At 37.3% G+C, this 13,959-nt stretch carries 13 protein-coding genes and 1 tRNA gene; all 14 read right to left on the bottom strand.

Features of this window, described 5'->3' with window-relative positions; all coding sequences use genetic code 11:
* Positions 1-6 precede the first annotated feature (6 nt).
* The 14 genes from O3607_RS03460 to moaA all read right to left on the bottom strand — a co-directional run bounded on the left by O3607_RS03460 (position 7) and on the right by moaA (position 13,947).
* Positions 7-639 (bottom strand): transcriptional regulator, encoded by a 633-nt coding sequence (locus tag O3607_RS03460; protein ID WP_119206546.1) that lies wholly within the window; start codon positions 637-639, stop codon positions 7-9.
* A 571-nt stretch (positions 640-1,210) separates the two neighbouring features.
* The gene (locus tag O3607_RS03465; protein WP_105089459.1) at positions 1,211-1,630 is read right to left on the bottom strand and encodes a flavodoxin; all 420 of its coding nucleotides are present in this window, start codon (positions 1,628-1,630) and stop codon (positions 1,211-1,213) included.
* A gap of 10 nt (positions 1,631-1,640) precedes the next feature.
* Positions 1,641-2,228 carry a DUF3793 family protein gene (locus tag O3607_RS03470; protein ID WP_060924014.1) on the bottom strand — a complete coding sequence of 196 codons (588 nt, stop codon included), beginning with the start codon at positions 2,226-2,228 and terminating at the stop codon, positions 1,641-1,643.
* A gap of 101 nt (positions 2,229-2,329) precedes the next feature.
* Entirely contained in the window at positions 2,330-2,965 is a 636-nt protein-coding gene (locus tag O3607_RS03475) for a hypothetical protein (RefSeq protein WP_105089460.1), read from the bottom strand.
* A 127-nt stretch (positions 2,966-3,092) separates the two neighbouring features.
* Positions 3,093-4,781: a glutamine--tRNA ligase/YqeY domain fusion protein gene (locus tag O3607_RS03480; protein ID WP_227283123.1), complete on the bottom strand. Its 1,689-nt coding sequence runs from the start codon at positions 4,779-4,781 to the stop codon at positions 3,093-3,095.
* Between the two features lie 82 nt (positions 4,782-4,863).
* On the bottom strand, positions 4,864-5,913 hold the full coding sequence (locus tag O3607_RS03485) for a D-glycerate dehydrogenase (RefSeq protein ID WP_105089462.1): 1,050 nt from the start codon (positions 5,911-5,913) through the stop codon (positions 4,864-4,866).
* Between the two features lie 171 nt (positions 5,914-6,084).
* On the bottom strand, positions 6,085-6,552 hold the full coding sequence (mscL, locus tag O3607_RS03490; RefSeq protein ID WP_105089463.1) for a large conductance mechanosensitive channel protein MscL: 468 nt from the start codon (positions 6,550-6,552) through the stop codon (positions 6,085-6,087).
* Between the two features lie 300 nt (positions 6,553-6,852).
* Complete coding sequence (locus O3607_RS03495) at positions 6,853-8,523, bottom strand: ATP-dependent endonuclease (RefSeq protein WP_024064655.1); 1,671 nt, start codon at positions 8,521-8,523, stop codon at positions 6,853-6,855.
* A gap of 176 nt (positions 8,524-8,699) precedes the next feature.
* Positions 8,700-9,587 carry a DMT family transporter gene (locus O3607_RS03500; protein ID WP_024064656.1) on the bottom strand — a complete coding sequence of 296 codons (888 nt, stop codon included), beginning with the start codon at positions 9,585-9,587 and terminating at the stop codon, positions 8,700-8,702.
* Between the two features lie 143 nt (positions 9,588-9,730).
* Positions 9,731-11,230, bottom strand: a complete 1,500-nt coding sequence (gene thrC / locus O3607_RS03505; RefSeq protein WP_129823205.1) for a threonine synthase — start codon at positions 11,228-11,230, stop codon at positions 9,731-9,733.
* A 181-nt stretch (positions 11,231-11,411) separates the two neighbouring features.
* Positions 11,412-12,353: a Dyp-type peroxidase gene (locus O3607_RS03510; RefSeq protein ID WP_129823206.1), complete on the bottom strand. Its 942-nt coding sequence runs from the start codon at positions 12,351-12,353 to the stop codon at positions 11,412-11,414.
* Positions 12,354-12,527: 174 nt separating this feature from the next.
* A tRNA-Lys gene (locus O3607_RS03515) sits at positions 12,528-12,603 on the bottom strand.
* A gap of 74 nt (positions 12,604-12,677) precedes the next feature.
* Positions 12,678-12,980 (bottom strand): hypothetical protein, encoded by a 303-nt coding sequence (locus O3607_RS03520; RefSeq protein WP_024064659.1) that lies wholly within the window; start codon positions 12,978-12,980, stop codon positions 12,678-12,680.
* A 1-nt stretch (position 12,981) separates the two neighbouring features.
* Complete coding sequence (moaA, locus tag O3607_RS03525; RefSeq protein ID WP_105089470.1) at positions 12,982-13,947, bottom strand: GTP 3',8-cyclase MoaA; 966 nt, start codon at positions 13,945-13,947, stop codon at positions 12,982-12,984.
* Positions 13,948-13,959 lie beyond the last annotated feature (12 nt).

The raw sequence follows: 13,959 nt of genomic DNA on the forward strand, positions 1-13,959 counted from the left end.
TGCCTCCTAGGATTCTTCCTTTACAGTATTTAAATCACTATAAAGAGTAAACTTAGAAATATTGAAATACTCCGCAATCTTTTCTGAAGATTTAGAGATAAGAAATGCCCCTTTTTCATTTAAGTAGCTAATAGCTTTTAGTCGCTCTACTTTATTCATGAGTGGGCCAGGTTTGCCAACTAACCGTTCTGCTTCTAGTAGTAAATCATCTAATAGTTCCGATACACTTGTAGTAATTTTTTCAACAGTGCCAGTCTCAGCTTGACCTATCCCTATAAGACTTTCAAGTGATCGATGCATCATAACAAACTCTGTAATATCCTGATTAATTCCTAATAGGTATGCAATATTGCCATTATCATCACGGATATACATGGTAGAGGATTTTAATATCCGTCCATCCTTAGTTTTTGTTAGATACCCAAATCTACCTTCACTACCATCATCATAGTTGAGTACATCTAAAACCACATGTGATGGACCATCACCAACATGACGATTCGTTATCGTACCATTTTCTATATATACAAGTGATGTATCGAGATCTCTTTGTAAGTCATGTATTAGTACTTCACAAGATGGTCCGAATTGTATGGCCAATCCATGGGCTATTACTTTTAGCCGTTCCAATGTACTCATTGAGATAACCTCCCTCTCATCGGTATCGGTTAACTTTATGGTCTAAATAACTTCAGTCCGCTTATATAGTCAGCATTATGAGAATAATTCTAACTATTTTTGTATCAACCTAATTTTTTGTTAGGTTCCTTACTTAAATTATAGGTCTATGTATACGAAAATGCAATGCTATTATGCATTAAAGTTATTTATAAACATTCAAACATATACATCCATTGTTATAAACATATACATTCCCTGTGATTTCCATCATATAAACCGGCTGTTATAAAAATTTTTAATGACCTTTATGCTATCACATCTATATAATTAAATCTATTCAAACTCTATAAAAATCAATGTATATCTATATTTTTATATGTATTAATTCAATCTGCTATGTCATTATGCATATATATATTTTTTATAAATACTCCTACATTCATAACTACCAAAAAGTTACGTCTATATACATAGTAAGTATATATAATCTTCTTATTGCATACAAAAAAGGCTGTAATAACGACATATCGTTATTACAGCCTTTATATACTGTTATCTGTTAGGATTTATGTTAATGGTTAAGAGTAAACTATGCGTTTGCTAATGTTTTACCCAATTCTTCACATTGTGCTTTACCATCATCATCAGGTTCACCCAAGATTGCCACGCCATCAGCTACTAATTCGCCACCAGCGTCTTTAATGCGAGTGCCCCAATCTTCTAACCAAGTGCCACCCCAACCATAGGAGCCAAAGATTGCTACTTTTTTACCACCCAATTTAGCTTCTAATTCTGTGTAGAATGGTTCAAATTCGCCTTCTTCTAATTGTTCTGCACCCATATCAGCACAGCCAAGAGCTAGTTTTTCGTAAGCTGCTGCGTCATCTACGGATACTTCAGAAACAGATTTCACTTCAACTTCTTGACCTGCAGCTTTGATACCTTCAGCTACTGCTTGAGCCATTTGTTCTGTATTGCCTGTACCGGACCAATAAATTACACCAATCATCTTGTACCTCCTAGGCCGTTCTTGCGACCAATGAACTAAATGTTTTTCCCAACATCAATTGAGTTTGACAAAATTCACGACATGCTTTGTAACATAAGAAAGAGCGTTTTGCATCTACCACATCATGGTAAACTTTCCACTCTCCACACATACGATATCCACTGCCACGACGAGAAATAAAATATTTCACATCTTTTAATGGATAACCTAGAAATACGCCGATTTCATGTGGAAAATCAACACTTGCTTCCATACGATATCTTAGGTGCTCAAGCATCTCCATAATGCTCATGCGATCATGATAACCGTAGGCTTTCAAAAATGTCATTACTGCAGGTTGCCGTACATAGTCTCGTAATTGTTTCTCACGGAATACCAATAATAGTCTACGCGCTTTACAGCGACATAATTCAAAGAAGAACAATCCTTTTTCATTGAACTCTTTATTATATTCTGTCAATACAAATTGGATTTGTTCATTCATGTCCCGTGGAATAGAAACCAAGTTCGAAAGTTTGATACCTCGAATTGCCGGTGCACAATGATATCCAATGATATGGTCAATTGAATTCATCATAATAGTACCTGCCTGTTGCACATCGTTAGAACTTTCTCTAATGAGAATAATTCCTATATGCCCATAGTACTCTTGATGAGAAAAATTGTCAAGAATAATTGATATATATTTTCAATAATTATTTATTTTTTTACGGTTAGCAAAGTCTTAACTTTAGGGAATATCGCAGCATCATCAGCTTCATTTATAGCTATAAAACGTGCATTCGGACCAGTATACTTATCATCAAAAAGGCTAATATGTAAAACTTCATTATAAGAATTATTATTAGCTACACTTTTATATTTTAATATTCCTTCGTATACATTACCTTGTTTAGCTAATGGCGTTACAACTGTGAAAGTACCAAGAATTGGACTATCCCCCTTATTAATAGCAGAAGCAAGTGCACCTAGTGAAGATGGATCTGCATTGACATGCTTAGTTTCACTCATGCGACCAGATAATTGCTTTCCTAATACTATATTACCATATACAGCATAGTTCATTTCATTTTCGTTTTTAATATTCAATGTATATACATTAGCAGAGGTAGCACCCGCTTCTATAAGCACAGATTTAATATCTTTTTTTGCATCGCCTGCAAAAAGTGCTTTAGGATTATTTTGATACATTGTAACACCTTCAGGTAATTTAACACCTTGATATGTTACAGTTTGACTTTTATTCAAAACGGACTTAATGTTTGCTGCAGAACCTATTGCTGGAACAGATACTAATACAGCAGCTGCAGTAGCAAGTAATACTAATTTTTTCATATGTCTCCTCTAATGAAATGTTAATGTCACAAACGCTCAACATTATAGTAACAACACAGTAGTAAAGAACCGCCCTTAGTGGAGCGGTTCTTTATCATTATCTTAGCAACGTATATGCCTGACTAAATTATTTTTTTTGTGCCTTAGCCCAGCTATCGCGTAAACCAACAATACGGTTCATTACGATATGATTTGGTGTACTATCTTTATCAGTTACAAAGTAACCTTGGCGCAAGAATTGGAAATGGTCTCCTGGTACAGTATTAGCAAGACATGCTTCCCCTTTACTATGGAATACTTGTAAGGAGTCATGGTTGAAATTGCCCAAGAAGTCTTTACCATCGGAATCTTCTTTAAGTAAATAATCATATAAGCGAGATTCAATATCTACTGCAGTAGATGCTTCAACCCAGTGCAATGTACCTTTTACCTTACGAGTGCAACCGCTGCCGCTCTTAGTTTCTGGATCATATGTACAGTGTATTTCTGTAATATTGCCATTTTCATCTTTGATAACATCAGTACATGTAATGAAGTATGCACCTTTTAAGCGTACTTCTTTACCTGGTGCCAAGCGGAAGAATTTCTTAACTGGCTCTTCCATAAAGTCATTGCGTTCAATGTAGATTTCACGACCGAATACAACTTCACGATTACCCAACTCTTCATTTTCTGGATTATTTTCAACTGTGCATAGTTCAGTTTGACCTTCTGGATAGTTCGTAATAACAACTTTCACAGGATCAATAACTACCATAGGGCGTGTAGCTTTGAGTTTCAAATCTTCACGGATACAGAACTCAAGCAAAGCAATATCAACAACGCTATCTGCTTTAGCGACGCCAATACGATCACAGAAATCACGAATCGCTTCTGGCGTGTAACCACGACGACGCAAGCCAGAAATAGTAGGCATACGAGGATCATCCCAGCCAGCTACGAGACCAGCTTCCACAAGTGCACGTAATTTACGTTTGGACATAACCATTTTAGTTACATTTAAACGAGCAAATTCAATTTGTTGCGGAATTTCAGTATCATCCCAATCCTCAAGTACCCAATCATACAATGGACGATGAACTTCAAACTCTAAAGTACAGATAGAGTGTGTAACACGTTCGATAGCATCTTCAATAGGATGAGCAAAGTCATACATAGGGTAAATCTTCCACTCATTGCCTGTGTTATGATGTTCTGCATTTACAATACGATAAAGAACAGGGTCACGCATAACGATATTAGGATGGCCCATGTCGATTTTTGCACGCAATACCTTTTCACCATCAGCGTATTGACCATCTTTCATTTCTTCGAAGAGTTTCAAGTTTTCTTCTACGCTACGATCGCGGTATGGGCTATTAACACCAGGTGTAGAGAAATCGCCACGGGTTTGTTTAATTTCATCAGCCGTTTGATCATCTACATACGCTTTGCCAAGAGTAATTAATTTCTTAGCATATTCGTACATTTGACCAAAATAGTCAGATGCATAACGTGGTTTATCAGCCCAATCAAAGCCGAGCCATTTTACATCTTCCATGATGGAGTTTACGTATTCAACATCTTCTTTTGCAGGATTCGTATCATCAAAACGAAGATTTGTTAAGCCATTGTACTGTTTGCCAATACCAAAGTTAAGACAAATAGATTTAGCATGACCAATATGTAAGTAACCATTTGGTTCTGGCGGGAAGCGAGTTAACACACGACCACCGTATTTGCCAGTTTCGTTATCTTTGTTGATGATAGCTTCGATAAAGTTAACAGACACAACTTCTTCAGGAGCTACAGTTTTTTCAATATCTTTATGTTCCAACGTTCTAACCTCCATAGGATAAATATTCTTTTATTTTACCATATTTTGCATAATACCGCATATCTTTTGAGGTCTTGTGATATTAGTCGAAATCAGCTAAGTCTATACCAGCTTTTTTAAGCTCTTCTAAGGCAGACTCTACATCCATTTCTGGTTTCTTATAGTTAACTTCTTCATTAACACAGGTCTTTAATGGTTTCTTATGAACGCCAGCAATAATATTGTCAGCCGTCAAAATAGACATATCATAACGCGTACGATCAGTATAAGAACCAATATGTGGTACGATAAGACAGTTCTCAACATCCAATAATGGATGATCTGCTGGCAATGGCTCTGGATCAGTTACGTCAAGTGCTGCGTAATCGATTTCACCTGTTTTTAGGGCATTAATCAAAGCATCTGTATCAACGATAGGTCCACGGCCAACATTAACAAACAATGCAGTATTCTTCATTTTTTTGAAGAATGCTTCATCACACATGTGATATGTTTCATCTGTTAGTGGAGCCATCACACAAACTACATCACTAGTAGCTAACAAGTCATCTAATTCCATATACGTAGTTTTATGAATCTTGTCATCAATACGCTGATTACGATTATGGTATACCACAGTCATACCGAATGCACGGGCACGACGAGAAATAGATACACCAATAGCCCCCATCCCAATAATACCAAGGGTACGGCGACTCAAATCAAAACCTTTAATATTAGATGGTCTTTGAGCCCAACGTCCTTCTTTTACGAAATTAGCATTTTCCAGAATACGACGACTAGCAGTGGCAATCAATGTAAAAGCAAGCTCTGCTACGGTTTCATTAAGAACACCTGGCGTATTGCCATAAGGAATACCTGCTGCCGTTAATTCATCAATTTTTACATTATCATAACCCACAGCTGCTTGAGCAATAACCTTTAAATTAGGTGCATTTTTTACAAGATCACCGTCTACATCTAAAGGGCGAACACACCACAAACCATCCGCATCAACGAGCCATTCCTTTAAGGTCTCACGAGGCATTACAGTCTTTTCAGTCCATTGGCGCACATCTACGTGCTCTTTTAAATAAGCAATTGCATCTTTACGGACTAAACCGTTTACAACAACTAGAGGTTTTTTTTCCATATGTATAAGTCCTCCAAAAGCGTCTTATAATACACGCACAAGAATTTCGCGTTAAAGTTAATATTATATATTTCTACTATATACTTATATTTTATACTAGAAAGCTGGCGTAATACAACAAAAAGGAGTAAGGCCTAGGCCTTACTCCCTTTATGTAGCTTTAAATTTGAATTATTTCAAATCTGCTGTACAGTTAGGACATTTAACTGCATCAATGTGAATTTCTGTTTTACAGAATGGACATTCTTTAGTTGTAGGTGCTTCAGCAGCTTCTTCTTCTTTCGCGTTTTTCATCATTTTAGCTAATGCGCGAACCATCAAGAATACAACGAACGCCAAGATTAAGAATTGAATCAAATCAGTAATAAATGTACCGTATGGCAATACAGAACCAACTGCACGAGCTGTATTAATATCAGCACCAGACATAAATGCATCTTTAGATGCAGCATTTAATGGCAAGTACAAGTTACTGAAATCAATACCGCCTGTGAACAAGCTGATAATAGGCATGAACAAGTTGCTTACAACAGAGTTTACCAACGCTGTGAAAGCAGCCCCAATAATCATACCAATAGCAAGGTCCATCATGTTACCTTTGAATGCAAAAGCTTTAAAATCGTTCAAAAAATCTTTCATGTTCTCACTACTCCTAGATACACTTAATTGAGAATGCGTTAATAACTGTACTAATCATAAAGGAAAGATGAAGAGATGTCAATATTTTTCGATGTAGTTTTTCGAAATTATTTAATATAGTTTTTCATATCCCTATCTATTATTGTAATAAACCAGCAACCATACGTACTTTTCGCACCATATCGTTGTGTATTTCTTCAAAAACCTTATTTAGAATATGTAAAAATAGAGTCTAATCCTACATCGGTTAGACTCTATTAATTAGAAAAAATAATTTATAGCTCTATATTATATATACTATTATATCTTTATACCTAAGGAAATAGCTTTAGCCCGTTCTATAACTGAAATAAATGCCGGCGGTATCATTTCGGCCTCTAAGAATTGGCTGATACGACGCCCTACAATAACGCCTTTATTAGCATAGAACCAAGAGAAATAATAGACATGTAAATCATCTAATTTGCGATCTGAAATATTTGATAAACATCGTTGTCTAATTTGCTTTTTCGTAATTCCTAGCTTGGCATAACCTCGTCGGGCCATATCCTTTGTCACCATTGGTCTAGCATCATCGATTATATCCTTGATAATAGCATCTATAATGGAACGTTTACGCAAGGATAATAGATGAGTAACAAAGTCCATTTCAAAACATATTTCATCTGTATAGAATATATTGCTATGGGCTTTTGCATATTTCCCTTCTACATCGCGATCATAGAGAGCGACTGTAGGTATGGCAAATCGATTAAACAGTTTTTGTAGTTTACTAATAGAGGACTCACCACGTGCATTGATAAGACATATGCCAAAGTAATCAAAATCTACACCTAATTTTTTCCCAAAGCCAGCAAAACTGCCATACTCTGTTTCACCCTCTACAAGAATGATACACCGTGCATAGAGTGCCTGTTTAGCCTCAGGGAAATGCATAATCAAGTGCTTTTCTACTTCCTTAGGAAAATTAAAGGTCACTCCACAAGCTGTACAAACCATATTGTTCTCATCACGGTATAGACGAATTATATGACGATAGTCGTCAACTAGCGCATCCGTACTATGAGTAACTACAAAGAGCTGCCCTAAAAGTCCATCAATGTTAAATATATCTCTTAGCAACGCCAAAAATTCTTCGTTTTCATTCGTTGCAATTTGGCGATAATAATTTAGCACGGCTCGTTGCAAGTACGGACTTAAGTGTAACTCTGGCTCATCGACACTAATAAAAATAGGTAAATACTTACGACCTTTTTCATCATATACGAGAAGAGATTCTAAATTTGTTGTTGCACTATTAATCTTCATATAAATTTGCGCCAAAATCTTAAGAGCCACCGCCATAATTAAACGCACATTATCAGCAGAGTATTTATGTTCCATTGCGGATGAAGTGGATAACACTTCTATGAGGTGTTGAATATTGAGCATACAATAGGGATCTAAATCCTTACGCAAACTGACGATTTTACGTTGTAAATCATCGGTTACCACTTCCAATCTAGACACATAGTCTTCTAATAGTTTTCCTAGCTCTACATAAACTGAGGATGGAATAGTAAACAACTCTTGTTCAGAAGTATCTCGATGACACATATATAAAGCATGACGAATCATAGAAAGCGCCATAGGCTCAATACCTTTATCAGTCATGCTATACAGGCGTGGATATACCTCTTGTACCACTTGTTCTAATCGTAACCGATAAATTGGCCCCTCATTAGGGGTAAACATACTTTTATAATTTAATTCACCAAGTGATAGTTCAAAATCTATGCGAATCGGTTTATGTACATCTGTAAAATCATGTTCATTAAAACCGTGACACTCCATGACAATTTCTAAGAGATCTAAAAAATTAGACTTACCTACTGCATTTTCACCAACGAAATAATTAATATCATTGTGAAAGCTCAAGGTCACATCAGCCAAGTTGCGATAGTTTTCAATATGCATCCATTTTATATACATAGCCCCTCCTCCTGTAGCTACTTTCAAAATGAAAGAGCCCTAGTATATTTTTAATAACAACCCTATACATCATTATCTCAGATATTTTTCGCACCTATATGTAAAAAGGTGCCAATCACGAATGTGATCAGCACCCCCACTGTCATACAACGTTTGATATTGTATATATTCGACATTTATTTAATTTTATCCTCTATAACCTTGCCTTCACGCAAAGGACCACTTTGCTCTTTAAGGCGTGCTAGCATAACAGAGGACACAAACATAGCAATACCAGCCCCAACGGTTTCGATGGATAAGCTTTCACCAAAGAACAGGAATCCATAGAAGGAACTAATGAATACGCCAACATATTGTAGAAATTGAGCCACTACAGCGTTAGTTGTAACAAAGGCACCAGTCAAGAAGAACTGAGCCACTACACTAATACCACCAATCGCCAAGATGATAAGCCAATCTGTGCCTTGAGGCATAACGAGTTTGTCAGTTGTAACAAGCCCTGCAATCATACCTGTAATCATAAAATACGCCATAATTTCGAAATTACTATGTTTACCTCGCTTAGATATAAGGCGAATCGTTGTATACGCAGCCGCAGATAAAGCAGCCCCTAAAATAGCTACTAAGGCAAACCAAGTAAAGCCAGTAAAGCTAAATGGATTTACCATAACCATTACAGCTACAAAGATCAAAAGAAGCCATTTTCCAGCCCCTTTAGGTACCCGTTCTTTAAGAAATAAGGCGCTAAATATCAATACAAATATACCTGATGTTTGAAATAAAATCGTTGCATCAGATAACTTTAAATGCACTAAGGCAATAAAGTTACAAACCATTCCAAAGCCGCCGTATAAACCGCGCATTAGTAGATGTCCTCTATCTTCTTTAGAGAATCGGATGCCTTGGGTATACATAACGATAAGAACCGCTACAGTACCAAATAAGCCACGGAAAAAGGCAATTTCCCCAGAAGGAATATTAGAGCCAAGCATCTTTACGAATAAATTCATCGTACTCAACAAAAGAGCCGATAACAATGCGTACATAAGGCCTTTTTTAGCCATACTACCTCCCTATACACTTCTACTATAATGTTACTACATAGTTACTGTCCTGTATTATCTATATAAGCAATCCGATATACAGGAGATACATAGTTTACAAAGCCAAAATATATGCCGCCCTTCTAATGAAAGGCGGCATCATATTATTTAGAGAATGTATCTACAAAATCAAGAATTTCTTGTTTCATATCCTCTTTATCGATTGCTTTTGTAAAACGCAATGGTTTAGATTTCAAAGCTTCCAATTGTTTAGGGAATGCTACACCCGTTACAGCAGAAATATTATCTAAGCTTTCATACGGTGTGTCACCCACTTTGATATCTAAAGCCTCGCAAATGGCTGTAGGGAATTTAAATGGATGTGCAGTAGACGCAATAATTGTATGGCGTGCACCATCTTCAGGATGTTTTTCTAATTCCTTCATGTATGCACCCATAGCTACCGCCGTATGAGGGTCCATTACATAACCATAGGAGTTGTACACTTGTTCAATGATGGCTTTTGTTTCTTCATCATCAACGTAGGCACCTGCGAAATTAGCTTTAACACGACAGAACTCTTCTTCGTTGACAGTCAATTTACCGGTTGCTTTAAGATCTTTCATCCAACCAGCGGTACGTTCACTATCTTCACCAGAGATATAGTACAAGAAACGTTCAAAGTTGGAGGATTCAAGAATATCCATGGACGGAGAAATCGTTGTATAGAATGGGCGGTTCATATCGTATGTGCCAGTTTCAAAGAAATCAGTAAGCACATTGTTTTGGTTGGATGCACAAATCAATTTACCAATAGGAATACCCATTTTTTTAGCATAGTAAGCAGCCAAGATATTACCAAAGTTACCTGTTGGCACTACTACGTTGAAAGCTTCGTCTTCGTGAATAGCACCTTGTGCTACGAGCTCAGCATAGGCATTTACATAGTACACCACTTGAGGTGCTAAGCGGCCGATGTTAATGGAGTTCGCACTGGAGAACATCACACCTTTTTCTGCAACCTCTTCTGCTGTAGCCTTATCAACGAATAAGCGTTTCAAGAATTGTTGAGCATCGTCAAAGTTACCATGAATAGCCGTTACGTTAACGTTATTCCCTTCTTGCTTTTGCATTTGTTCTGCTTGCATAGGGCTTACACCATCTGTTGGGTAGAATACTTGGATATGTGTACCAGGTACATCTTTAAAGCCTTCCAGTGCGGCTTTACCAGTATCACCAGATGTAGCCGTTAAGATAAGAACCTCTTTTTTCTCACCTTCTGCTTCTTTTGCCGCCACCAATAGATATGGGAATAAGGACAATGCCATATCTTTGAAAGCTTGTGTACGGCCGTGGAACAATTCCAATACAGAAACCTTTTCTAATAAGGAATGTAATGGTGCAATATCACGAGTACTGAAATTAGAATCAGAGTACGCAGAGTTGATCATTTCATTTAAATGAGCTTCAGAGAAGCATGGGAACAACTTAGATAATACAATAGCTGCTACCTCTTGATAGTTTTTATCTTTCACATCATTGTAAGTTAAGCAGTTTGTAGGGAATAAAGATGGTACATATAGACCACCATCCTCTGCTAAGCCGTGCAACAATGCATATGTTTCATTTACCGCAACGGTACCGCGGGTGCTAGTATAATTCATGGAATACCTCATTCATAACTACAATGGATTTTACGAGTTTAATAGATTTATTATAGCATAAAAGCGCCCCTAAAAGGAGCGCTTCTATAGAATTTATATGGTATTTTCACTCAAATTATATGCTGCTAACAAAACTGAGCATCACAAACCATATAAATCATGCATAAACTAGCTATGCGGATTATAATTCGCCTTCTGCAATAGCATCCAATGTATCAAGGGATGGAATGAAGAAGAGCATACCTGTAATAGGTTTGGAATAATCAAGCAATTTATCGTTTTGCGTAAACATATTAGTAAGCATTGTTTTAGTTACATCCCAGTATCGAGCATAACCGATAAAGTATGTACCGCGTACACCTTGGCCAGGTTGAGCAAATGCTACATTCATACGGACGATTTTATGTTCTTTATCATCGCGATTATCTTGAGCCACTACATTATGAGCTGCTGGATCTTTTTCATCATCTTCTAACTCAATATCGCTGAATTTACGACGGCCAATGAACTTTTCTTGCATTTCTGTAGGAAGCGCACGCCACGCATCAAGATCGTGTTCATATTTTTGAGCAAATGCATAAGAACCATTAGTGAATTCAGGATCTTCATCACCAATAACGCCCCACTCTACAGCTTCTTGACCAACAGGGTTTTCAGTACCATCTACGAAATCAATGATGGCGCGACCTTGTTCATAATGGAAGCCATGAGTTTCATCTACTACAGATGTAATAGGACGTAAGAACTCCATAATTTGATCCACTACAGTATATGTAACGGACTCATCATTGGAACGTACATGTAAGAATAAATCAGCTGCTACAGCTGGTACGTCTTGTTTATCACCTTTAATACCCTGGAAGTCTTCTAACTCTTTTGGTATAGGTGCATTAGGGAATAAATAATCCCATGCTTTCCGGCTGAAACCAAAAGCAATGCCCAAACCTTCACCATTTGCACGAATGCTAACAGAGCGTTTAATAGCTTGAATGCGGTCCGCCATATCTTGAATCACTTCGAGTTCAGCGTCACGATCTTTACGATTTAATAATAATGTTGTAAAGTTTACACTTTGTCCAGCATCTTTATACACATCTTGTGTTCTAGAAACATCTACTGCCATAAGAACCTCCTAATGATAAAAACTATTATTATTAATAATAAGCTTTTAATCATTTATTGTCTACAAAATACGTCATATTAAGTAAATGAAGCATATCCGTCCATAAAGTAGTTGCAGATTATACAAATACTTAAAATATAGAAGAAAAACCCGCACAGTAGTGCGGGTTTATTTTGGTGGACCACCAGGGGTTCGAACCCTGGACACCCTGATTAAGAGTCAGGTGCTCTGCCAGCTGAGCTAGTGGTCCATGACACGACTAATTATATGCCTATTTTATAGGAATGTAAAGAATATTTATTACATTCCTATAAAACATATACATCAATATCGTCCTAGCCAATCCTTCATCGTATTACAAGCCTCCGTAGGGAGAATATCACTAGTCCCTACGCAGTCAGCACCACTATATAGTTGAAGAACACTATGCGTACGACTTACCTCTTTAATAATAATGTTTGTCACATCAGCCTTTGGCACATTAAATTGCAATCCATAACGTCCCTTGTAGGTAATGACAGCAGATTTTGTATCGTATTCTATATGGACTTGAAGCATCTTGCCACCAGGCCAACATTCTTCAATATGTTCCTTTGATCTTGGTTTTAGAAAATCAAAAAATCCCATATTATCCTCCAATGCGCCACATAGGACGTTCTGGTTGTTCCATACCTACGCCATCATGACGTTCTTGCTTTCGCTGCAATGCACGTTCAATATGCAAAGCTAAATCTTCCTCGGTCGCACCATTGCGCACAAGAGATACAAGATCAGCCTCATCATCACGCAACAAGCATAAACGCATTTGCCCATCCGATGTAAGACGAACGCGATTACATGTATCGCAGTAGCTATGAGACATAGAAAAGATGAATCCTACAGCCTTTCCACTTGGTAGCGCTAAATACGTAGCAGGGCCAAAGCCATAAACGGAATGTACTTCTGTAAGCGGACCTCCACTAACACGTTCTAATTGAGCCTTCCATTCATCAAAGGTTGGACCATGGAACGCATCGCCTTGGAATGGCATATATTCAATAAAACGCCATACAACAGGCCACTTTTCTACATACTGTAATAAAGATTTAACTTCATCATCAGACCAATGGCGAGATAATACGGTATTAATCTTTACTGATTTAAAATTCTCGCTAATAGCACTGCGAATACCATCTAATACGGAATCTAGCTGCCCCTCTTTACCTACACAAGTGGCAAAGGCATCACTTTCAAGAGAATCTAGACTGATATTCACTCGATTCAAACCAAGTTTTTTCAATCGTTGTGCTCGAGATGCAAGCAAGCTACCATTAGTAGTCATAGATATATCTTCAAACCAACCAGTATCCTTGATACGAGTTAAAAGCTCTTCAATATGAGGATATAGTAATGGCTCGCCACCAGTTAAACGTACCGCTTTCACGCCGATACGATGGAAGGCACCTAAAATAGTCATCCATTCATCAACTGATAATAATTGTGTCTGACTTTGAGGTGTAATTTCAGCAGGTCGACAATAGGGACAACAAAAATTACACGCATCTGTCAATGACAGACGTACATATTCAATTGTACGGCCCCATGCGTCTTTCATAACACACCTCGT

It is taken from the genome of Veillonella sp. 20925_1_51, assembly GCF_041431445.1.
In the GTDB taxonomy this organism is placed as follows: Bacteria; Bacillota; Negativicutes; order Veillonellales; family Veillonellaceae; genus Veillonella; species Veillonella nakazawae.